The 22,553-nt window shown below is 58.8% G+C and carries 19 protein-coding genes; all 19 read left to right on the top strand.

Features of this window, described 5'->3' with window-relative positions; translation table 11 throughout:
* The first annotated feature begins 2 nt into the window (after positions 1-2).
* The 19 genes from GRI48_RS08845 (at position 3) to GRI48_RS08755 (ending at position 22,552) form a co-directional block, all read left to right on the top strand.
* Positions 3-2,222: a GumC family protein gene (locus GRI48_RS08845; protein ID WP_160674224.1), complete on the top strand. Its 2,220-nt coding sequence runs from the start codon at positions 3-5 to the stop codon at positions 2,220-2,222.
* A 91-nt stretch (positions 2,223-2,313) separates the two neighbouring features.
* Complete coding sequence (locus GRI48_RS08840; protein WP_160674221.1) at positions 2,314-3,546, top strand: hypothetical protein; 1,233 nt, start codon at positions 2,314-2,316, stop codon at positions 3,544-3,546.
* An 8-nt stretch (positions 3,547-3,554) separates the two neighbouring features.
* Positions 3,555-4,223 carry an acylneuraminate cytidylyltransferase family protein gene (locus GRI48_RS08835; RefSeq protein WP_237451787.1) on the top strand — a complete coding sequence of 223 codons (669 nt, stop codon included), beginning with the start codon at positions 3,555-3,557 and terminating at the stop codon, positions 4,221-4,223.
* Positions 4,224-6,473, top strand: coding sequence for an N-acetylneuraminate synthase family protein (locus GRI48_RS08830; RefSeq protein WP_160674215.1), 2,250 nt, complete (start codon positions 4,224-4,226; stop codon positions 6,471-6,473). It begins immediately after the preceding gene.
* Positions 6,464-7,471 carry a Gfo/Idh/MocA family protein gene (locus GRI48_RS08825; RefSeq protein WP_160674212.1) on the top strand — a complete coding sequence of 336 codons (1,008 nt, stop codon included), beginning with the start codon at positions 6,464-6,466 and terminating at the stop codon, positions 7,469-7,471. Before GRI48_RS08830 ends, GRI48_RS08825 begins: the two co-directional genes overlap by 10 nt.
* On the top strand, positions 7,468-8,166 hold the full coding sequence (locus GRI48_RS08820; RefSeq protein WP_160674209.1) for an acylneuraminate cytidylyltransferase family protein: 699 nt from the start codon (positions 7,468-7,470) through the stop codon (positions 8,164-8,166). The genes GRI48_RS08825 and GRI48_RS08820 overlap by 4 nt, the downstream gene beginning before the upstream one ends.
* The gene (locus GRI48_RS08815; protein WP_160674206.1) at positions 8,163-8,966 is read left to right on the top strand and encodes an SDR family oxidoreductase; all 804 of its coding nucleotides are present in this window, start codon (positions 8,163-8,165) and stop codon (positions 8,964-8,966) included. Before GRI48_RS08820 ends, GRI48_RS08815 begins: the two co-directional genes overlap by 4 nt.
* Entirely contained in the window at positions 8,960-9,997 is a 1,038-nt protein-coding gene (gene neuB, locus GRI48_RS08810; protein WP_160674203.1) for an N-acetylneuraminate synthase, read from the top strand. Before GRI48_RS08815 ends, neuB begins: the two co-directional genes overlap by 7 nt.
* Positions 9,994-11,136: a UDP-N-acetylglucosamine 2-epimerase gene (gene neuC, locus GRI48_RS08805; protein WP_160674200.1), complete on the top strand. Its 1,143-nt coding sequence runs from the start codon at positions 9,994-9,996 to the stop codon at positions 11,134-11,136. Before neuB ends, neuC begins: the two co-directional genes overlap by 4 nt.
* Positions 11,137-11,144: 8 nt before the next feature.
* Complete coding sequence (locus GRI48_RS08800; protein WP_160674197.1) at positions 11,145-11,801, top strand: acetyltransferase; 657 nt, start codon at positions 11,145-11,147, stop codon at positions 11,799-11,801.
* Positions 11,802-11,850: 49 nt separating this feature from the next.
* Positions 11,851-13,332: an aminotransferase class I/II-fold pyridoxal phosphate-dependent enzyme gene (locus tag GRI48_RS08795; RefSeq protein ID WP_160674194.1), complete on the top strand. Its 1,482-nt coding sequence runs from the start codon at positions 11,851-11,853 to the stop codon at positions 13,330-13,332.
* Positions 13,333-13,352: 20 nt separating this feature from the next.
* Positions 13,353-14,873, top strand: coding sequence for a lipopolysaccharide biosynthesis protein (locus GRI48_RS08790; RefSeq protein WP_160674191.1), 1,521 nt, complete (start codon positions 13,353-13,355; stop codon positions 14,871-14,873).
* A gap of 87 nt (positions 14,874-14,960) precedes the next feature.
* Complete coding sequence (locus GRI48_RS08785; protein ID WP_160674188.1) at positions 14,961-15,860, top strand: hypothetical protein; 900 nt, start codon at positions 14,961-14,963, stop codon at positions 15,858-15,860.
* A 34-nt stretch (positions 15,861-15,894) separates the two neighbouring features.
* Positions 15,895-17,280: a surface carbohydrate biosynthesis protein gene (locus GRI48_RS08780; RefSeq protein WP_160674185.1), complete on the top strand. Its 1,386-nt coding sequence runs from the start codon at positions 15,895-15,897 to the stop codon at positions 17,278-17,280.
* 4 nt (positions 17,281-17,284) lie between these two features.
* Positions 17,285-18,019: a class I SAM-dependent methyltransferase gene (locus tag GRI48_RS08775; protein WP_160674182.1), complete on the top strand. Its 735-nt coding sequence runs from the start codon at positions 17,285-17,287 to the stop codon at positions 18,017-18,019.
* Positions 18,016-19,455: a DUF6418 domain-containing protein gene (locus tag GRI48_RS08770; protein ID WP_160674179.1), complete on the top strand. Its 1,440-nt coding sequence runs from the start codon at positions 18,016-18,018 to the stop codon at positions 19,453-19,455. The genes GRI48_RS08775 and GRI48_RS08770 overlap by 4 nt, the downstream gene beginning before the upstream one ends.
* Before the next feature lie 14 nt (positions 19,456-19,469).
* A complete protein-coding gene (locus GRI48_RS08765; protein WP_160674176.1) occupies positions 19,470-20,891 on the top strand; it encodes a capsular polysaccharide export protein, LipB/KpsS family in 1,422 nt (473 codons plus the stop codon).
* Between the two features lie 38 nt (positions 20,892-20,929).
* Positions 20,930-21,775, top strand: coding sequence for a class I SAM-dependent methyltransferase (locus GRI48_RS08760; RefSeq protein ID WP_160674173.1), 846 nt, complete (start codon positions 20,930-20,932; stop codon positions 21,773-21,775).
* A 24-nt stretch (positions 21,776-21,799) separates the two neighbouring features.
* Positions 21,800-22,552 (top strand): glycosyltransferase family 2 protein, encoded by a 753-nt coding sequence (locus GRI48_RS08755; protein ID WP_160674171.1) that lies wholly within the window; start codon positions 21,800-21,802, stop codon positions 22,550-22,552.
* The last annotated feature ends 1 nt before the right edge of the window (position 22,553 follow it).

Raw genomic sequence — 22,553 nt, 5'->3', positions numbered from 1 at the left:
TCATGAACGCATTCGAACTTGATGGCCCGCACAACGGTCACGGCAAGCCGGCACAAATGCCCGTTGGCCTGCAGGCATCGCCGCACAGCAACCGTGCGGCAATTTTGGTAGAATATCTCCATATTCTCCAGCGCAGAAAGTGGTGGATCGTCGGCGTACTGGCGGTTTCGCTGATGCTGGCGCTCGTGGCGACGTTGCTCATGCGACCTTCCTACACCGCGGTCACGCAGATCGAAGTGAGCCGCGAACTGAAAAACGTGACCAACGTGCAGGGTGTCGATTCCGAACAGGTGGGGCGCGATCTGGAATTCTATCAGACCCAGTACTCGCTGCTCGAGGCCCGCAGCCTGGCGGAACGGGTGGTCAGGCGTCTGCGGCTGGGAAGCCTCGGGAACTTCTGGGACGCTCATGGCGTCGACCCAGACAAACTCGATACCGTCGAGGGTGAGCCGGTAGCGCGGCGTGCGAACGAAAGTGCGGGCGCGCGCGAGCAGGTTGCGATTGAACTGCTGCTTGAAAACATAACCATAAGTCCGATCCGAGGGTCCTCGTTGATCGACATAGAATACGCCTCGTACGATCCCGCAATGTCGGCTGAAATCGCCAATGCCTGGGCTGCCGAGTTCATCGCGCAGTCGATCGCACGCAAGTTCGATTCCACTTCCGAAGCGCGCACTTTCCTCGAGCGGCGGTTGGCGGAATTGCGCGATCGGGTGGAGGAATCCGAGCGTGCCCTGGTCGACTACGCGACTGCGCGCGACATCATCACCATCGACCCCACCAGCGGAAATCAGGCAGGAAGCGGCCAACTTCGCGAGCGCACGCTGACCGCAGACAGCCTCGAATCTCTCAATCGGCAATTGCAACAGGCGACCGCCGACCGGATCGAGGCGCAATCGCTGGCCGGAGCCGATGGGTCGACCAAGACCAACCAGACACTCGCCAGCCTGCGCCAGCAGCGGGCAGACTTAGCATCGGACTACGCCGATCTTCTCGTCCAGTTCGAGCCCGAATACCCTGCAGCCCAAAGCCTGCAGGGCCGCATTCGCGAAATCGACAGCGCAATCGCACGCGAGGAGGCGCGCGTTCGTGCGGATGCCAATCAGACGTACCGGTCCGCGGCCAACCGCGAGGCCCGTCTGCGCGAGCAGGTGGCCTCGCTGTCCGGCGAGGTACAGTCGCAGCGCAAGGACTCGATACAGTACAATATCTATCAGCGCGAGGCGGACACCAACCGACAATTGTATGATTCGCTGTTGCAACGCTACAAGGAAATCGGCGTAGCCGGCGTCTCTGCCAACAACATCGCGGTCATCGATCGCGCCGAGCCTCCGGCAGAGCCATCCTCGCCCAATCTTCTGCTGAATCTGGTCTTGGCGCTTGCGGCCGGTTCGGTCGCCGCGATCGGCCTCGTCTTTGTACTGGAGCAGGCGCGCGAAGGGCTCAGCGATCCGAATACGGCGGCAGAACTGCTTGGCATACCCCTGCTCGGCAGCATCCCGAAGGTCGATGACGAAACCGACATCACGAGCGAGATACAGGACCCGAAATCCGATATATCGGAAGCCTATCTGGCAATCCGCTCCAGTCTCGCCTTCACGACAGAACATGGCTTGCCACACTCGATGATGCTCGTCTCTTCGCAACCGGCGGAGGGCAAGAGCACGTCGGCCCTTGCCTTGGCCACAGTCCTCAGCCGCGTCGGCAAGCGCGTCATCCTGATCGACTCGGATTTGCGAAATCCGTCGATCCACCAATATCTTGGTACCCATCGCGATGTCGGCCTCACGAACTTCCTGGCCGGGACCGACGATTGGCGTTCGCTGACGCAGGAGATCAGATCAGGTTTCTCGTTCATGCCAGCCGGACCTTCGGTCCCAAGCGCGGCCGAGTTGTTAAGCGGAGAGCGCTTGAAGGAGTTGGTGACACTTCTGGAGCGTGAGTTCGATTACGTCCTGATCGATTCGGCCCCGATCATCGGTCTTGCAGACGCCCCGCTCATAAGCCGCACGGTCGAGGGGGTGATTTTCGTTGTCGAAACAGGCTTGGTTTCGGTGCGTGGCCTGCGCGCCGCACTCAGTCGTCTGCACGCCGCCAATGCGAATGTTCTCGGGACAATCCTGACCAAGTTCGATGAGTCCCATGCCGAATACGGCTACGGTTACAGTTATCAGTACGCGTATGGGACCAGGCACGAAGGCGACGGAACGGTCAATGCCTAGCGCGAGGCGCTTTGCGCGTCCAAAGTCGGCAAAGAACCGGTTTCGCGCAATGTTTGCAGCGAAACCGCTACTGCTAGGGTCGCTCGCCATAATGGCGGCGGCATACTCGAGCCTCTACTCGCTCGCGATCCTCAACGATCGCGGCAATCCCGAATTCGCGGCTATGATAAGCCCACTTCTGAACAGGTCAGCGGCGCAGAAGGCGGACATTCGGATCGTCACGGCAGGGCAGGAGGCGCTCGAGGCCGCCGGGCAGAGGTTGGAAGCAGGTCAGGTGCCGCCGTCACTTTTCACCGGTATTGGCCTCGACCTTTCCGAGAGCGACCGGCGGTACATCGAAAATGCGGCCCTCTCAGGACTGGAGGCGTCGCCACTTACGCCAGGCAGCCTGCGCCAGCTGGCATTCCTTTCCGATAGTACCGCACGAAGGGAAAAATTCCTTCGATTGTCACAACGCGTATCCAAACGTGATGTTTTCGGGGCGTTGCAGCTGGCCGAAATGGACTTGCGCAAAAACGATCTCGACGCCGGGATGGCTGGCCTCAACCGAGCCTTGGTCGTTTCCACGCGCCTCGACAGTGCTATCTTCCCGGTACTGATGGGCGCTGCTTCCATGCCCGGTTTTAAACATCGGGTCGGAAAGCTGATCGCAGATGGCCCGGTCTGGGATCAGAGGATGATGGACTGGGTTCTCGCCAATCCGCAGTATTTGCCGGCAGCGGCCCCACTGATCGGATATCTGGATAGCGGGTCGCCGGCCCGAGACCCGGGTTATGGCCAGCAATTCGTCGATATCCTGTCCAGCAACAGGAATTACGCCGAAGCCTTCGAGGTGTACGAATCGTTCAATCAGGAGCGGGCACGGGCAGCCGATTTGACTCGAACCGCCTACGCTCCAATCGACTGGCGTCCGATCGACAACTACGATTCGGGTAGCCGCATTTTCGACGATGGCGTCCTGGAATTCTTCGCCAATCCCGCTCGGCAGGGCCCGGTATTGCAGCGTATCATGCGGCTACCGCCCGGTGCCTACACAGTCTCACTCAAGCTTGCCGAGGAGGTGGGTTCCGATGCGGCGCTGATCTTTTCTCACCGGTGTGTCGCAAACGAAGGGCCAGAGTTGCCCTTCCAGGACGCCCGTCAATCGCTGTCTAACGGGGTCAAGCGATTCCGGTTGGTGATCGGGTCCGGTTGTCCGTTTCAGGAACTCGAGTTCCGGGTCGCCGCCGGGAACGACGCGGCTAGCGTGCTGGTGGAGCGACTGGTTGTCGAAAGACATTCGCCAGGCGCGAGCCAGACTTCGGACGATCCGGGCGAGGTATGAGCCGGCTCTTGGCAATCATTCCCGCCAGGGGCGGCTCCAAGGGTGTGCCAGGGAAAAACCTCCGCGATCTTTGCGGCAAGCCGCTGATCGCATGGAGTATCGAGCAAGCCCTGCAAGCGAACTGCGTCACTGACACGGTCGTATCAACCGACAGCGAGGCCATCGCGCGCGTCGCCCGCGCGGCCGGCGCACATGTCCCGTGCCTGCGGCCGGCAGAACTGGCGACAGACGACGCCCCGACCGAACCCGCCATGCTGCATGCGCTGGAAGTGATGGAAGAGAGCCACGGCCGCTACGATGCCGTCATGCTTCTGCAGCCGACTTCGCCATTGCGACTGGCTGGAACGCTCGATTCGGCCTGGGAAGCGTTTGTACAGGACGATGCCGACAGCCTGTGCGGTGTCGTCGAAACCCACGCTTTCTTCTGGCAAGTCGATCCGGTGCGGGCGAGCTACGACACGGCAAACCGACCGCGTCGACAAGATATTCAGCTTTCCGACATCCGCTATCGCGAAACGGGATCGGTATATATTACCCGCCGCGACGCGTTCAGGCGTGAGGGCAATCGCCTAGCCGGGAAAACTGCCCTTTTCATCATGCAGGAGCGTGAAGGCTGGGAAATCGACTCACTGGTTGATTTCGCTGTCCTTGGCGCTTTACTCAGCGAGGAATTCTAAGTGCTTATTGAAAGGGACGTGGCACCCTACGTCGTCTTCTCCGAAGACGACATTACCAATGCGCTTCGCAAGATCAGCCAGAACAAGCGTGGTTTCGTCCTGTGTGTGTCAGGATCCGGCAGGCTTGACGGGGTTCTTACCGACGGAGACGTGCGTCGATGGTTGACCAACGGCGAACCGATGGATTTTTCCGCCAGCGCACTGGAAGTTGCCAATCGGGAGTTCGTGTCGGTCCGGAACGGTTTGCCGACCGACGAGATCGCAGGGTCGTTTTCCGATCGCATCGGCTTCCTTCCGATCGTGGACGATTACAACCATCTCGTTGGGGTCGCTCTGCCACAAAGCAGGTCGATGCGGATCGGAACCCGGGCCTTGGGGCCCGACGAACCAGCCTTCATTATCGCCGAGATCGGCAACAATCACAACGGAAGCCTCGAACTGGCCAAGAAGCTAGTCGATCTGGCGGCAGATGCGGGCGCAGATTGCGCGAAGTTCCAGATGCGCGACATGGCAACGCTCTATCGCAATTCCGGCGATGCGAATGACGAAAGCGCGGACTTGGGTGCACAGTACACCCTCGACCTGCTCGCCCGGTTCCAATTAGACGACGATGCGATGTTCGAGGCCTTCGATCATTGCGTAACGCGCGGCATTCAGCCAATGTGCACCCCCTGGGATGAAGTCAGCCTGGCAAAGCTCGAGGCATATGGCATGCCAGCTTACAAGCTGGCATCAGCCGATTTGACCAACCATGCGCTGATCAGTGCGATGGCGCGGACCGGCAAGGTGCTGATATGTTCGACCGGTATGTCGAACCAAGCGGAAATCGATGGTGCGGTTAGATTGCTCCAGTCGCTCGACGCGCAATTCGTACTGCTGCATTGCAATTCGACTTATCCGGCACCGTTCAAAGACATCAACCTCGCCTATATGGACACGCTGACGAAGCTTTCGGGCGCTATCGTCGGCTACTCCGGGCACGAGCGCGGCATTCACGTCCCGGTGGCGGCGGTCGCGCGTGGCGCCAAGGTTATCGAGAAGCACTTCACTATCGACCGGTCGATGGAAGGAAACGATCATCGCGTCAGCTTGTTGCCCGATGAGTTTCAGCAGATGGTGAATTCCATCCGTGACGTGGAAGCGGCGATGGGCACTACACAGCCGCGACGGCTCACCCAGGGCGAATTGATGAATCGGGAGGTGCTGGCAAAGAGTATCGTCGCCGAGCGTCCGATAGCCGAGGGTCAGGTGATCGCCGACGAGGATTTGGGGCTGCGCAGTCCTGGGCAAGGACTCCAGCCATACCACCGCGTCGCCCTGGTCGGGATGAGAGCGCGCAGGCAATTCTTGCCAGGCGATTTCTTCTTTCAGAGCGACCTGGACGATGATGCGGTCAAGGCACGCGACTACAAGTTCAATCGTCCGTTCGGCGTCCCCGTAAGATATCACGACCTGCGTACCATGATCCGCGCGACCAATCTCGATCTGGTCGAGTTCCACCTGTCCTACAAGGATATGGAGATGGACGTAGCGGCAACGCTGGATGCACAGTCATTCGACATCGATCTGGTGGTCCACAGCCCCGAATTGTTTGCTGGCGACCATGTGATGGATTTGTGCTCCGACGATCCACAATACCGCGAGCGGTCAATCGAAGAACTGCAGCGGGTGATCGACCTGACGCGTGCGCTGACGCCGTATTTCTCCAAGGCAACGAGGCCCCCGATCATCATCAACGCCGGGGGATTTTCGGCCGATGCCCCCCTGCCAGATGCTCAAAAGCCGCGCTTGTATGACATGATCGCAGAGGCACTGGCATCGCTCGACGCGGATGGCGTGGAGATAATCCCCCAAACGATGCCTCCTTACCCATGGCATTTCGGCGGGCAGCGATATCACAATCTCTTCGTGACGTCGGACGAGATCGTGGATTTCTGCAGCCAGCACGGCATGCGTACATGCCTGGACATTTCGCATTCAGCCTTGGCGGCAACTCACAAGAAAGAAAGTTTCAAGACGTTCCTCGAGAAGGTCGCCCCGTTCACCAGACATCTTCATATCGTCGATGCGGAAGGCGAGGACGGCGAAGGGTTGCAGATTGGCGAGGGCTCGATCGACTTTGCAATGGTGGCCGAGGTGCTCGACAGAGCCGCGCCCGAAGCAAGCTTCATTCCCGAAATCTGGCAAGGCCACAAGGATGACGGTGCCGGGTTCTGGACCGCACTCGACCGGTTGGAACAATGGTTCTGACCCCTACACGGGCCACGCGGGCGCTATTTTTAGGAACCGGCTCGATCGGACGGCGCCATATTCGCTCTCTGGAGCATCTCAGGCCCGATGCCAGCCTGGCCTTCGTGCGCGAAGGCGCTCGCGAGGATGAACTGTCGTGTGCCACCGACGCTCTTGTGCTCGACAGTCTGGCGTCGGGCCTGGCCTGGAAACCCGACATTGCCATCGTGGCAACACCCTCCAATCTGCATTACGAGGCCCTTGTAGAATTGTTGTCGGCGGGCATACCGACTTTTGTCGAGAAGCCGGTCGTTACATCGATGGACCAGCTCGAAGCGCTCGAAGCATTGCCGACAGGATCCTTGCCGCCAACTCAGGTGGGCTTGGTGCTCAGGTTTTTGGGTGCGGTCCAAACCCTGTCGGAATGGATAGCTTCCGGGCGGTTGGGCCGGATCGTCCGCGCGCGGATAGAGTGTGGCCAGTACCTGCCCCAGTGGCGACCCGGCACTGATTACCGTGCGTCGTATTCCGCAAGCAGTCGGCGAGGTGGAGGGGTGATATTCGACCTCATCCACGAGGTCGATCTGGCGATTCATCTTCTGGGCGCAGACACACTAGCTCACGCCTTCGCAGCGAAGCAGAGCGATCTCGCGATTACGAGCGAGGATGTCGCGCACCTGCAATTGTCCGGCCCCGCTGGCTTCCCTATCGCTGTCGGACTAGACTATCTTTCTCGCACGAGGGTACGCAACGTCGAAATCATTGGGGAGAACGCCAACGCACGGCTCGACTTAGCCGGCAGCCTGCTCGAACTGAGGGAAGGCGATGCCGTCGTTGAGCGAACGGGCGAGGGGTTCGATTACGACGCGGCATTCATCATGGAGATCGAGGAATTGCTGAACGCAAGCGAAACTGGCGGCAGCACAAGCACGCCTCTGCAAGAAGGTCTGCGATCGACTCGACTGGGGATCGAGGCTAGAATTCTCGCAGGCCTGCCGGGCGCCGGGGTGCAACGATGACTACCGTCTGCACGATTTGCGCCCGCGGCGGTTCAGTCGGCGTGCCGGGCAAGAACATCCGGTCGCTGTGTGGCAAGCCCTTGATCGTTTATAGCATCGAGCAGGCGTTGGCGCACGCCAGAATCGACAGCGTCCATGTCTCGACGGACAGCGAGGAAATTGCGCGAATAGCCGAGCAAAACGGTGCTGACGTACCGTTCTTGCGGCCGACCGAACTTGCAACATCAACGGCAGCGAAGGTTCCTGCCATCATACACCTCGTGGAGTATCTTGAGCAGAACGGCGCGACGGTAGATACAATCGTCGACCTCGATCCGACTTCGCCGCTGAGGTCACCCGAAGACATCAGTGCATGCCTCGACATGATCGAGGGCGGAGCAGCATCGGTTATCACCGCGTACCCGGCCGACAAAAATCCCTATTTCAACATGGTGGAACTTGCCGAAGATGGCACGGCGCGGCTTTCAAAGCCGCCGTCCGAGGGGGTTTTTGTCGCGCGGCAGGCTGCACCCGAGGTCTACGCGATGAATGCATCGATCTACGCTTGGCGACGCGATGCGTTGCTGCCATCGGTTTGGGATAACCGCCCGGCATTACATGTCATGCCGCGCGAACGGTCGATCGATGTTGATTCCGAGATCGACTTCAAGCTCGTAGAGCTGTTGATATGCGAGAACGGCAGGGTGCGAAATTGACCACTTCCAGATTCGACCTTTCGGCAAAAACAATCGCCTTGACGGGCGCTGCCGGCATCATCGGGTCGAGCGCCTTGAGAGCGTTCGCCGAACAGGCCGCGACGATAATAGCAATCGACCAAAACAGCGCCGCCCTTGATGCGGCGATTGCCCGGCTCCCGGACACACTGCAAGGCCAGGTAACAGCGATAACAATCGATCTCACGGACGATGCGGCCGTCGCAGACTGTGTCGGATCATTGGAGAACGAAGACCGCCTGCCGGATTGCCTGTTCAACAATATTGCAGGGAAGACTGAGAACATTTTCGCGCCGTTCGAAGAATTTCCGCTCGACGAGTGGAACGAGGTTATGGCTATCAATCTGACGACTGCAGTGATCACCAGCCAGAAGTTCGGGGCACGGATGGTGGAACGCGGTCGCGGTCTCATCGTCAACACGTTGTCCATTTACGGCATTTCCGCCCCTGACCAGCGAATTTACGCTGGCTCGGAGTACGAAGGACGGGCCATCAACGCTCCGGCCGTGTATTCAGCAAGCAAGGCAGGCTTATGGGGTCTGACCCAGTATTTGGCAACATATTGGGGCCATCGCGGCGTACGCGTGAACGCGGTAACACCGGGCGGGGTCTTCAGCGGTCAAAACGACGTATTCGTCAATAGCTACTCGCGTCGCGTACCGCTGGGCCGGATGGCACGGCCCGAGGAAATTGCAGGCGCGATGGCCTTTCTCGCAAGCGACGCGGCGTCGTACATAAACGGCCAGAACATCGTGGTCGATGGCGGGCTGACCACATGGTGACAACGCCTGTATTCATAATCGCCGAGGCAGGCGTCAACCACGACGGTTCGCTCGACAAGGCGCTGGAACTCGTCGACGTCGCCGCGCGATCGGGTGCCGATGCAATCAAGTTCCAGACCTTCCGGACAGAAGAAGTAGTCACACGAACGGCAGCGAAGGCACGGTATCAGGAGACGCAGACCGGCGGTGGAACCCAGTTCGAGATGATCAAGGCGCTCGAACTCAGCGAAGACGATCATGCCTCCATCGCCGAGCGCTGCCATGCGCGTGGGATCGAATTCATGTCGACGCCCTTCGCCGCCTGGGCAATCGACCTGCTTGTCGGGTTGGGCATGCGGCGCGTCAAGATTGCGTCGGGCGAAATCGTGAACAAGCCGCTGATACAAAAGGTCGCCCGCGCCAGATTGCCGATTATTCTTTCGACCGGCATGTCGACGATGGACGAGGCGCGGCGTGCGGTTGACTGGATAAAAGACGAGTGGCGCGCTGCAGGGCATGAACCATTGCCCGGAGACCTGACTGTCTTGCATTGTACTTCGGAGTATCCCGCACCTCCGAGCACGATCAATCTTCGCGCGATGAATACGCTGGGGGCAGAACTCGGCGTGCCAGTCGGCTATTCCGATCACAGTGTCGGGCACGAAATCGCCGTGGCAGCGGTAGCTTTGGGTGCGCGGGTTATCGAGAAACATTTCACGCTGGATCGCAGCGCGTTTGGTCCGGATCACAAGGCATCACTGGCACCAGAACAGCTGGTAGAGCTGGTACAGGCGATTAGAAATGTCGAAGAGGCGATGGGAAGCAGTAAAAAGGTGCCATCCGACATCGAGCTGCCCACCCGCCAGTTGGTCCGCAGGAGCGCGTTTGCCACCCGTCCAATCGCCGCGGGCGAGGTTCTCACGCAAGACATGATCATTTTTCTCCGGCCCGGCGACGGGATCGGTCCGGAACGGATCGACGACATAATCGGTTCGGTGATGCTTCACGATCTCGAAGAAGGCGCGAAATTGGCCGAGGGTGATCTTGGGTGATAGCCGCCAAGAAGCTGACCTACCTTACCGGTACCCGCGCCGATTTCGGCGTCATGCTGCCGATTTTGCGCGCGCTGGATGCCAGCGACGCAATCGATCTCGACCTTCTGGTTACAGGCATGCACATGTCGGAGAAGTTCGGACACACTCTGAACGAGGTCGAGGGAAGCGGCCTCAGGATCGCCTCGGCATTTTCCTGTTGGATTGATGAGGATAGCGGACCGGGCATGGCCCGCTCGGTCGCCGAGGTGACGCGCGCGGTCGCCGATTTTCTGGAAGCGCACCCCCGCGATGGCCTGATCCTGCTTGGAGACAGGGGCGAGATGCTGGCGGGTGCGACGGCAGCGCTCTTTTGCGGCGTGCCGATCCTGCATATCGCTGGCGGGGAAGTTTCCGGATCGGTGGACGATTCGATCAGGCATGCGATTTCCAAACTTGCCCATGTCCATTTGGTCGCTGCGGAGGATGGCCGACAGCGCTTGCTCGGCCTGGGCGAGGAAGCTGAGCGTATCCACCTGGTCGGCGCACCCGGCCTGCCCGGCCTCAAGCAATTGGCTTCGGTCCCGCTCCAAGCCCTCGCCGACCGCTATGGCTTCTCGGCACAGAGCGACTACGTGCTCCTGCTCTTTCATCCCGTTGTCCAAGACGCCATGAGCGCTGGGCGACAGTTCCGTGTGGTCCTCGATGCGTTGCGCGAAAGGAATCTGCAGATCGTCGCGCTGCTACCTAATGCGGATCATGGCACTGGTCACATCCGTAACGAGATCGACCGGGCGAGCGAACTCGGCCAAGTGTTTCGTGTGACCCATATGCCGCGCGAAGATTATCTATCGGTCATGCGCAACGCGCGCTTTCTTATCGGAAATTCTAGCAGTGGAATTGTCGAAGCGGCGACGCTCGAGACCGCGGTCGTCAACATCGGCGATCGCCAGGCTGGCCGCCTGCGTGGGCCCAATGTATTCGATGCCGAGCTCGAGCCTGCGTCCATTGATCGAGCGATCGATGCCGCGATGACATTCGACACGCGCGGGCTGGAGAATGTGTACGGTACGGATGAAGCCGATCGGAATATACGCCACGTGATCGAAAACATCGACCTCGCCGACACCAGGTTGTTGAAGAAGGCGATGACTTACTAGGAGGCCGCATGGCTGAGACCAAAAAACTCATTATTGTCGCTGCAGGCGCGTTCGCGCGCGAAGTTCTCTGGGTAGCGCGCGAAGCGCGAGACGACGACTGGGAGGTACTCGGCTTTCTCGATGACGATCCGGCGCTCACGGGGACCAAAATCTGCGACCTCCCGGTACTTGGTTCGATCGATAGCTGGGCGGATTACCCCGATGCGCATTTCGTTATCGCAATCGGCCCACCGCGACCGAAAAAGGCGGTGCATGACCGAATGGTGGCTGCTGGTCAGCCGAAGTTTGCCACGCTCGTTCACCGTAGTGCGCAGATGTCAGAATTCGTGACAATCGGTGAGGGGTCGGTGATCTGCGCGGGTTGCGTGCTGACCACGCAGATCGAGGTTCGCAAACACGTGATTCTCAATCTGATCTGCTCGGTAGGACACGACACGATCCTAGGCGATTTTTGCACTTTCGCCCCGCAATGCGCCGGATCGAGCCTAACCGTCGAAGCAGGGGCGGACATCGGAATGTTCACCACCCTGCTGCCGGGGGTGACCTTGGGTTCGGGCAGCCAGATCGGGATGGGTAGCGTCGTCACCAAAAGCATCCCTGCAAACGAATTATGGTTGGGGTCGCCAGCCAAACTGCGTAGGGAACTGCCCGAATTCCCACGCTAGACCAAGCCGACCGCGCTGCGAGGCACGCAGCAAGGAAAAGGGGCAATTTTTGGCGAAGATTGACGATCTTGTTCTGACCGGAGCCGCATCACTCGGCGATGCCTTGCAGCTCATTGAGCGCACCGCAAAGGAAGTGGCGCTCGTGGTGGATGATGATGCCAAGCTGGTCGCCCTTCTCACCGATGGCGATATCCGGCGACTGCTTTTGCAGGACTGGACTTTGGGCAGGAGTTTGCGCGATCTGCCAGAACGCTCGCCAATCACCGCTTGCATGCCATGCAGCGACGCCGAAGCCGTCGGGCTGTTGGACAGGCACAAGATCGATCAACTGCCGATCGTCGATGACAATGGCCGGGTGATCGATTTATTGCTGCGCCGAGATCTGACTGAGAAAATCTGGTTGTCGACGCCGCATATGGGCGAAGACGAACTCCAGTACGTCAACCAGGCATTCGCCACCAATTGGATTGCACCGCTTGGTCCCAACGTTGACGCTTTCGAAAAAGAACTCGCGCAATTCGTCGGAGTACAACACGGCGCTGCATTGTCATCGGGAACTGCGGCTATCCATCTGGCGCTTGTGCTCCTCGGCGTCGGCCCGGGCGACCGCGTAATTTGCCCGTCGTTGACCTTCGTCGCGAGTGCAAACCCGGTTCTCTATCAAGGGGCGGAACCGATTTTTGTAGATGTGGAGACCGGCAGTTGGAACATCTGTCCGCTCGCCCTGGAGCGTGCTCTGGCCGAGTGCAAACGGGAGGGACGGCTCCCCAAGGCGGTGATCACGGTCGACCTCTATGGCCAGGCAGCCGATTATCGCAGCATTGTTCCGATCTGCGCAGCATACGGCGTCCCGATCGTCGAGGATGCTGCGGAAGCGCTGGGCGCGAAGCTCGACGGGCAGGCGTGCGGATCGTTCGGGAAGATCGGCATCTTCAGTTTTAATGGAAACAAGATCATCACAACCTCGGGCGGCGGCATGCTGGTGGCAGACGATCCTGACTTGGTCGCGCGAGCCCGGAAGCTTTCTACGCAGGCTCGCGATGACGCGCCATGGTACGAGCACTCCGAAGTCGGCTACAATTACCGGATGAGCAATGTCCTGGCGGGCATCGGTCGCGGTCAACTGGCAAAGCTCGAGGAGAGGGTCGACAAGCGGCGCGAAATCTTTGCGCGATATGAGCAGGCACTTGCCGATTGCACGGCGCTGACGTGGATGCCGGAATTCGACGGCAGCAGGTCAAACCGCTGGCTGACAACCTGCCTGTTGAATCACTCGCTCGACCCGCAAGCGGTCATGCAAGATCTCGCGCGGCTCAATATCGAAGCACGCAGAGTCTGGAAGCCCATGCACCTGCAGCCGCTGTTCAAGCAAGCACGCTTCGTAAGCAGTAACGAAACGAGCGATGTGTCTGCTGACTTATTCGCTCGCGGACTGTGCCTGCCTTCGGGTTCGAACATGACACTCGACCAGGTCGACAGGGTTGCTGCGGCGCTTGCCGATGCCGTTTCGCGCCAGCCGTCGCAAGCATGATCGCAGACTAGAGATTTCCGATGTTCGCAGCGCTGGTCCGGAATATTCTGATTACCGGAGTAGCCTATTTCATCATCAGCGCCATCGGCTTGTTGATGGCCCCGATCCTGATCGCTTCATATGGGCTGGCAGGCTATGGTCAGATACTCCTGGCGCGTCTGCCGCTGCCAAGCGCGTCGTTCGGCCTGTTCGATCTGGGGATCGGCGAGAACGCCACACGCGCAATAGCGACCACCCGTCCGACGAACGACAACGCGGCTGCCGGAAAAGCGATCTCCCTGCTGCTGGTCTTGGCCACTGTACTCGGTTTTGTCGTTGGAGCCGCGCTCTTTGCCGCAGCGCCCCTGATTACCGAATGGCTCAACATCGAACCTGAAGGACGGGCAGGCTTCGTCGCCGTCCTTCGGCTCACCGCCCTGCTCGAACCGCTGCTGTTCCTGACGCTTGTTAGCGAAGGGATCCTGCGCGGCTTTGAAGCCTTTCGCAAGTTGAGAGGTTGCGAAATCCTGTCGGCCTTACTTTACGGTTCGCTTGGTATCGGCGCGGTGTTCAGCGATCTGGGTCCAAACAATGTAGCCGTCGCTCTCTTGATCGGGTTGGTCGCCCGAGCCGTCGTGGCAGGATTTTTCGCTATTGGCATACTGCGCGGCAATGGCGTTAGGTTGACTGTTTGGGACTACCAGACACGCGATGACATCGCACGATGGTCTGGAACCATGTTGTATAGCAAGGCCCTTGGCATCATCCAGACACAGATGAGTTCGCCGCTACTCGGCATCCTAATCGGCCCTTCTGCAGTGGGGTTGTTCGATAGCATCGCACGGGTGCCGAGGTTCATCAAATCGGCTTTCGGGCTTATAAATACCACTGCCCTTCCGCTCGGTGCCCGCCTGCTGAGCGCAGACGACAGGCAACGTTCGCAGCGTCTCGGTAGAGGGGGTATTGCAGCAGCGCTGATGATTGCAGCTCCACCGATTGTCATGCTCGCCGCATTTTCCGAGCCTGTGCTCTTTCACTGGCTCGGGTCGGCCATTTCCAGTCACTGGATGTGGCTCGCGATGTTCATGGCCGTCCCGCTGCTGAACGTCCCGCGCGGATTTGCCGGCACGCTGGTTGCAGCGGATCGAGCCTGCGTGAACAGGCTGAACGTCTATACGCTGATCCAGTCGGTGTTGCAGCTCGTCCTGTCGGTCGCGCTGCTGAGTTACTTTACGCCTTGGTCATTCGTGATCGGCGAGGTCGTGAGCCTCGCTTTGCTTTTTCCGCTCCAGATGCGGGTAATTGCCATGCGGATTGATCTGCGCAGCGATTTGGTGACGCAGTGCCTTGCCGCGATCGCCATTGCACTCGTCGTCGCTGGTGGGCTCTACCTGCTCTTGCCCGAACCAAGCCCGATCGTGCTGCTCGCAATCTTGCTGCTTGGGCCCGCACTGATTTGGTTTCTTTACGCCTTTTTGCTGCTACCGCGCGCTCTTCGCGAGCACGCTATCCGCGCATTCTTGGGATTATTTCGTGCAGCTCCGGACGACAAGCTGATATAGCCGGCCTAGAGGCCGCGTGAAAAAATCCTTATAGTGATTCGGCGGAGCATCTAAATCCGGAGCGCACAGGAGCAGGCACCGCTTTCCATGGTTTCCCCATTAATCGCCAATCTTCGCAATCGAGTTAGCTGGTTCATTACGCGCACTCCCTATCGCCATGCGCGCAAGGCCGCTGCACGCCATCGTGCGCGCGCGGCTGTTCATCGTCGGAGGGAGAGCTTCGCTGGACGTGATCTGGACGAAGACCAGCGCTCTGTGGTCGAGACGTTGCGACGCACGGGAAGCGCGGATGCGTCTGCAATAGTCGATCAGGCACTGCTGCGTGCGGCGTATGATGCCGCGGTCGGCAAGCTCGCAAGCGGAGTGCGGGAGGACAATCGCCTCAACCCGGAGAAGGATTTTTGGGATCGTTTGCTGGACGAGGACTTGAATGAGGCCGGGCACCAGTCGGCCGACAGTCCATTCGTCCAGCTTGCAATCGCGGAGCGAATCCTGGCCGTTGTAAGCGCGTATTTCGATGATGCGCCGCTGCTCGACTACGTATACCTGCTCCATTCCTCGCACCGTCCTGGGCCCCTTCGCGTGTCGCAACTTTGGCACAAGGATTACGACGATACTGCGGTTCTCAAACTCTTTGTGTATTTCACCGATTGCGAAGACGATGCCGACGGTCCTTTCACCTATTTGCCCGCTGACATTTCGGCAAAAGTCCCTTTTGGACTCAACAGTCATCGCCACGACAGTAAAGTGCTCACAAACGGGGTCGAACGTTATGTTTCGGCTTGGAAGGGTAAAATGTTAAGCGCCCGATTCGTCGACACTACCCGATGTTATCACATGGGCAGCCGTGTCAGCCCGGGCCACGAACGGTTGCTTTACATGGCTGCATTCACATCCTACCCGAAATTCAATGGTCGCCAGACGACAACATTCGAACTCACCGGCGACTTGAGTGAGTGCCAACGCGTGGCCCTGACTTACGGCTGAACTCCGGAAGAACCTTTTGAACCAAGATCGCCCCTTGAAGGTCGGATTGATCATTGATCATCCGATCCGCGACCTGCCGACAGTGTCAATGATTGCGGTTGCCCTCGGGTCGCGGGGCGTCGAGAGCTATATTATCCCGCTCTATGATCAAGGCCTGGATGTGCCATTGCTCGGATTGGACGCCGTCGTCACGACATTTCTCCGGCCGGCCAATCGCCATGTAATCGAAGCTTACGCAAACATGGGCATCTCGGTCTACGTCCTCGACAGCGAAGGCGGCGTCCTGTCCAACGATGGCCCCAACAATCCGGCTGAACTGGCGCGTGCAGTCGGCGAGGGAGGATGGGCCGACCTCGTTACGGGATATTTCTTCTGGGGGCCGCTTCTGCATGATGCCTTCGTGGCTCGCGGGGTGCTCCCGCCGGAGAAACTACACTTGACGGGATGTCCCCGGTTCGATTGCGCCTCTCGCAAATGGCGCGCATTGCTCGATGCGGACGGTGGCGATTTCATTCTCATCAACACGGCGTTTCCTCTGGTGAATTCACGCTTTGTCGAAGGCGGCACCGACATTGATGCGATGGTGTCAGCAGGGTGGGATTCCGACTATGTCAACGCGCTCGTCGCCGACAGTTCCACAGCAATGCGCGAGATGCTTGGCTTGATCGCAAAGTTAGCCAGCCGGTTTCCGAACGAAGAGTTTCTCGTGCGGCCGCATCCGTTCGAAAACCCTGACGTCTATTCGCACGCGCTGCGCGACTTGCCCAATGTCACCGTTAATGGAGAGGGTGGAGTTCTACGCGTCATTGCCAGGAGCAAGGCCGTGATCCAGCTCAATTGCAGCACGGCGATTGAAGCATTGATGGTCGACAAATTGCCGATGTCGCCCGACTTTATTTCCAGTCCCGCGCTACGGCAGCACAGCGAATTGCCCAATCGCGCCAGTATGCTGATGCAATCTTTCGAAGACATGGCTTTTGCCATAGCTAACCTGGATGTAGCCATGGAGAGCTTCGACCTGCAGGAACGATATACGTCGGTCTGCTATCCCTATTTCTATCGTATCGACGGCGACGCGTCCGAAAGGATTGCGGCGGTGCTGGTGCGATCGCCTCGCAACGGCAGCCGCAACCTGATTCAGTCGATGGCTGGCTGTCATCAAAAACCAAAGTTCGCGCAGTTGCTTCAAGGTGTAGGGGCGAACCTGCTTGGATCCAGGGCGGCATCGCGCCTGCGTGCGATCATACAGCCGAAACGCCGCGCGAAGCGGGTAAGCATCGGCGAAGTTCGACATTGGCTAAACAAGGCCACTACCATATCAGGCCGACCACGCCTGATCGCAAAGCCCGCAAGACACCCGTTCACCGGACTGCCCCTTTCTTCAATACAGGTTGTTGCGACCAAGACGGCTGGAGATTGAGACGATGCTGAGAAATATCTTGCGCGGAGCGTTGCGGGCCGGTGCAGCGGTTGGGGCAGCTCAGCATGAAACAGCATCCGATGGATTTAATCGCCAGTCGATGCGTCATACCACGGTGGCCGACAAGGTGGCGAGCCGGATCCACGACCGCAGTAGTCGGGTCTTGGATGTCGGGTGCGGCAAAGGTGGGCTGTCAAAGCACCTTGCCGCGCGCGGTTTCACACATCTGTCCGGATGCGACTGGCTGCCGCAGGACCAAGTTGATGCGATGCCCGACGGGTTTTCGTACCGTCGAGTCGATCTCAACGCCGAAGCACTATCTGCCTATCGAGACGCGGAATTCGATGCGATAGTGGCATCCGATGTACTCGAACACCTCGAAAACCCGGCCTCCATCCTGCGCGAGATCGCCCGCGTGCTCACGCCGGGAGGCCTGGCCTTCGTGTCGCTGCCCAATGCTTTCAACGTCGTCGAGAGGGTGGCATGGTTGGCGCGCGGCAATTCCACCCGTTACAAGACTGAAAGCTCGCCTGAAGAATTCGGACACATCTCGATCCTATCCAGCGACGTTCTTCGCTCGCTCGCTCGCCGCGCTGGGCTTGAAGTATGCGAATCTTCCGGCGGGTACTTCTACCTCGATGGTTTCTTCATAATGCCGAAGAAGGAGTTCTCTCCGCGCTTCAGCTACAACATCATTTGGACCTTGCGAAAGCCGGCGAAAGCGGACGCGTCGTCATGATCTCGATTGGCATAGCTGGTGTCACCTTGCTTTTCATTGCCTGGCTGATCCGTAAGCGGATAGTCGCTGCTATCGCCGCATCACTACTGCTGTTCTCGCTGAGTAGCCGGCTCGTCGACATTCTGTATCTCGATCTCGCAGGTCCGATCTACGCAACCCAACTCGATCGTCACGTGGGAGCGAACTCGGCGACGCCGTTCTTTTGCTTTGCCGTGCTGGCGTTGGTGCTCCCTCTCGCAGTTGCCTTTGGTGACCGCGCGTTTCTCAGGGGCATAAGCCACAAGGCCTATGCTGCGTCCGGCTATATCAATGGCATGCGGTGGCTGATGATTGCCGGTGCCAGCGGCCTGATCGCGCTTCTGTATCTGGAAATGCTGAGAATCGGCACAATACCGCTTCTTTCCAGGATGGACCGCGTCGACTACAATATTATAGCAAGCCCCCTGCACCGTCTGTCCTACGAGATGAACTTCCTCATCTCGGCTACCCTTGGGATTGCAGCGGTCATTCCACGATTGCAAGGACGCTCGGTCAGCGTGTCCGCCAATTTACTGGTCCTGCTGCTGCTGGTTTACTGGGCGCTGACGGGAAATCGCTTTTCCGCGTTTGTTATGGTGGCAAGCTTTTACGCTTTCCCGTTCGGTGCGTTGATTCTAGCCAAGCGCGCAGGATTGCTGACGCGCCAAACCGTCTCCGATCCTTGGTCCGCACTTATCTCGCCAAAAGTGCTGATGGCGATCGGAGGCCTGATCGGCGCCATCGCTGTGGTCGGTCTGATCGTTAACAGCTACTATAATGTGCGTGGCTATGCCGACCCGGTGTTTGAGCTATCGCAACGTCTGCTGGTCCAACCAGTCGAAATTTACGCTTCCCATTATCAGAATTTCGTCTTCGGAGGTATGCGCGAGCCAGATTGGCAGGCGATTGACGAAGTCCTCATCAATCCAATCGACTCCAACGTAAACACATCCATCAAATATCTGATGATCAACGAAGTCGGCTTTTTCAGGACCGAGGAACTGCTTGCCAACGGAACACAATTCGCGGGCGGATATCCGGAGATTTATCTCAGCCTTTTCGGGATGTTCTGGGCGATCCCGCTCATGGTTCTGATCGGAATCTGCACAGCTTGGATAACCAGGCTTGCGATGCGCAATATCTTTCGCGGCTATTTGCTGTCATCGATAATGGCGATCTATGTGATGTTCGCATTCCACCTTGGTTACATCGGAGGAATGCTGAACTCGTTGCTGGCCTATACCTTTTATCTCAAGATCCTGATCCTGTTCGGTGTTTTTCATCTCGAGCAAGCCATCCTGCGCCGCGAGCGAGAGAACCTAGTGGGGCGCATGCAGGCCGTGAACGGGCCATCCGCAGGTTCGCCCGGGTTCGACCTGCCCCGAACCCAAGACGGTCTTGCTGCGACAGCAAGATGACGGGCCGCATGTCCATGACTACACCCATCATCACTACACTGGCCGAGTACCAGACCGAATTCTGGATTCCGGTAGCGAAGCAGCTTCGCGCCCTCGGTCACACGCCGCACTTCATCTCATTCGACAACCGCAGCACTGAACTGCTCCAAGCCGAGGGCTTTGCAGTCCGTGATGCGTACAAGGTGGTTCTGCACGAGGGGGCGGAGGAAGAGATCCTCGCCTCGATCGACATGCCTGACTTCGCGACGATCAGTCGGCATGAGCGTTACGCGTTTGGCACATCTGATAACACCGCGATGCGTCGAAAACTGGCCAGGGCCATACAGGCAACGCATGATGCAATCCGCGACATGCCGGCTGATGCGCGACCGATCATAATTCAGGAACTCGGCGGTTTTCTTTCCGTCATTGGCGTTTTCTACGCGGCACGCGACTTGGGGCTGGACAACCTGTTCATCGAACCCAGTTTTTTCCGAGGCCGTCTACTTTTTACTGCAAACAGCTTCCTAGCACCGTCATTCCGATCCGCTGCGACCGCCGCTCCCGATAGCGACGTCGACGAATACCTCGCTCACACGGTCACCAGCGGCTCGCTGGTCATCCCGGCCAAAGATCGTCATCACTACGCGTCCGCACTCGGCAAAATGCTCACGAAGCGTAACGCAATCCGGTTGTGGCAGAAGTCGGTCGACAAATATGTCCTCGGCAAGAAACAGGAATTCGGTTTTATCGGGCATCACGTGGCGGTGCACCTGCGCAATGTGCTCAATTCCCGCCGCCTTGCTGCACACTATACGCCGCTCGAGCGTCTCGGCAGCTACATTTACTATCCGCTGCATGTGCCCGGAGACGTGGCGCTGACCATTCGCAGTCCCGCCTATCTGGACCAATTGGCGCTCGTCGAGGAACTCGCCGCCTCGCTTCCTCCGGGAACATCGTTGGCGATCAAGGAACACCCAGCAATGGTCGGAATGATAGAGGTCGGCCGGCTCAAGGATTTGCTGGCGCGGCGGCGGAATGTTGCGATCTTGCCGCCGGCAACCAACAACTACCAGGTGATGCGAGGCTCTCAAGCCGTAGTGACCGTGAATTCGAAGAGCGGAGCGGAGGCCGGTCTGCTGGACAAACCGGTTATCGTGTTGGGCAATGCCTTCTATCGCGATGCACCATTTGCCAACGCGGTCGAAAACCCCGGTGAGGCAGCCGTCGCGATCAAGTCTGCGCTGTCGGGATCGACAGCCATCTGCGAGCACGCTGCCAAGCGCGGGTGGTTCGCCGGGCTCTGGCGAGAGACTCTGCCCGGAGAGTTGTACGATCTCGATCCGGATAACATCCGGCAGGTCGCGCAGACACTGCTCGAGGCTCTTGATGCCCATGCCGCGCGCCGAGGCGGCTCCACACCCGCAAAACCTGACATGGCGACACTCACACGATGACGAGTTACGGAATACCGATCCCGGAGAGCGCAAAGCGCGTGTCCAGCCTGCGCGCGCAGGCAATATACGGCCGGATTACTCTCGCCAATATCGTGCATCGGTTGGTCAAACGGCGCGCGCGGCATAGCGATCTCGTCGCAACCGATTACGATCAAGGCGAGTGGATGCAACAGAGGCAGGCGCGCCGCTGGGAGCAGGTCGACGATGCCCTGCTTTATGCTGACAAGGCCTGGCTCGACGAACCTGCGGTGGTGCAGATCGAAGGCGCACTCTGGCAGATGCCCGGAACCGATTACTATGCCTACCGTCGCAGAATGCTGCATGCGATCCTGGCGAAGTATGATCAGGAAACAGATACGCTTTACGAACTTGGCTCGGGGACCGGTGCGAACCTCGTCTCGCTCGCGACAAGCAACCGCTACGCGCGGCTGGTCGGCCTCGAATTGTCGGCAACAGGACGCGATGTTGCTCGGGAAGTGGTCGACCATTTCGGCTTTAACGATATAATCCGCATCGGTCAGATCGATCTGCTCGATTCTGACAGTCCGGGCTTCTCGGAGCTGCGCGGGGCAACCTGTTTCACCCACTACTGTCTGGAGCAGCTGCCTGATTACACCGAACGCGTGTTCCGCAATCTGATCTCGGCCGGTGTGAGCCGAGTAATCATGCTGGAGCCTAGTTACGAACTGTTGAGCAAGTTCAGCCTGCGCGATCAGGCATCACGCACCTACGTGTGGCGGCAGGATTATCAGCGCACATTGGTTAGTACTGCGGCAAGACTTCGTGACGAGGGACTTGTCAGGATCATCGCCACCGAGCAGCTGCGCTTTGTGTCCTCGCCCCGCAATCCCCCGACACTGCTGGTATGGGAACCGGTGGGTTAGATGGCGCCTCTACAAGAAGATTCGATGGAACAACGCGTGTCGCTGATAACACCGGCCTACAAGGCGGCGAACGTCATCGAGCAGACCATTCGGTCGGTGCAGGCCCAAAGCTATCAAAACTGGGAAATGCTCATCGCCGAGGATTGCGGACCAGACAATACGCGCGAGATCGTGAGCGCCTTGTCGCGTTCGGATTCGCGAATCCGCTTGATTGAAGCCAGCCACAACGGAGGGCCCGCGGCGGCACGCAATCTGGCTCTCGGGCAAGCGTCCGGACGCTGGATCGCATTTCTGGACAGCGACGATTTATGGCTGCCGGAAAAACTGGAACGTCAGATTGCATTTCAGCTTGAGACCAAGGCTGCATTGACCTTTACCGGCTACCGTCGAATTTCCGCCGACGCGGCCCGAACCGGCGCGTACGTCACTGTCCCCGACGCGATCGACTATCGTGGTCTGCTAAAGAACACGGCCATCCTAACCTCGTCGGTCATGGTAGATAGGCGTCAGACCGGTCCGATCCACATGCAGCGCTGTTATTATGACGACTTCGTTTGCTGGTTGAACATCTTGCGTGAAGGCGGTGCCGCGCGCGGCTTGGATGAGGATCTGGTGCGCTACCGCGTCCTCGACGCGTCGGTTTCTCGCGACAAGGGCAATTCCGCGCGGCAGGTCTGGAAAACATACCGAGAGATCGAAGGTTTCGGCACCGTCGCTTCGGCGTGGTTCTTCGCCCACTATGCCGCGCGGGCAGCATTGAAGTATCGGAGATTCTGAC

The sequence above is a fragment of the Qipengyuania oceanensis genome (assembly GCF_009827535.1).
Classification (GTDB): Bacteria; Pseudomonadota; Alphaproteobacteria; order Sphingomonadales; family Sphingomonadaceae; genus Qipengyuania_C; species Qipengyuania_C oceanensis.
The sequence above is the reverse complement of the archived record's forward strand: the minus strand, read 5'-3'. Positions and strand labels throughout refer to the sequence as shown.

Excerpts from the sequence above, each read along its gene's own strand:
- GRI48_RS08765 (WP_160674176.1), top strand. The coding sequence starts at position 19,470 with ATGACTACACCCATCATCACTACACTGGCCGAGTACCAGACCGAATTC.
- GRI48_RS08770 (WP_160674179.1), top strand. The coding sequence starts at position 18,016 with ATGATCTCGATTGGCATAGCTGGTGTCACCTTGCTTTTCATTGCCTGG.
- GRI48_RS08785 (WP_160674188.1), top strand. The coding sequence starts at position 14,961 with ATGGTTTCCCCATTAATCGCCAATCTTCGCAATCGAGTTAGCTGGTTC.
- GRI48_RS08825 (WP_160674212.1), top strand. The coding sequence starts at position 6,464 with ATGGTTCTGACCCCTACACGGGCCACGCGGGCGCTATTTTTAGGAACC.
- GRI48_RS08820 (WP_160674209.1), top strand. The coding sequence starts at position 7,468 with ATGACTACCGTCTGCACGATTTGCGCCCGCGGCGGTTCAGTCGGCGTG.
- GRI48_RS08775 (WP_160674182.1), top strand. The coding sequence starts at position 17,285 with ATGCTGAGAAATATCTTGCGCGGAGCGTTGCGGGCCGGTGCAGCGGTT.
- neuB (WP_160674203.1), top strand. The coding sequence starts at position 8,960 with ATGGTGACAACGCCTGTATTCATAATCGCCGAGGCAGGCGTCAACCAC.
- GRI48_RS08840 (WP_160674221.1), top strand. The coding sequence starts at position 2,314 with ATGGCGGCGGCATACTCGAGCCTCTACTCGCTCGCGATCCTCAACGAT.
- GRI48_RS08845 (WP_160674224.1), top strand. The coding sequence starts at position 3 with ATGAACGCATTCGAACTTGATGGCCCGCACAACGGTCACGGCAAGCCG.
- GRI48_RS08800 (WP_160674197.1), top strand. The coding sequence starts at position 11,145 with ATGGCTGAGACCAAAAAACTCATTATTGTCGCTGCAGGCGCGTTCGCG.
- GRI48_RS08755 (WP_160674171.1), top strand. The coding sequence starts at position 21,800 with ATGGAACAACGCGTGTCGCTGATAACACCGGCCTACAAGGCGGCGAAC.
- GRI48_RS08790 (WP_160674191.1), top strand. The coding sequence starts at position 13,353 with ATGTTCGCAGCGCTGGTCCGGAATATTCTGATTACCGGAGTAGCCTAT.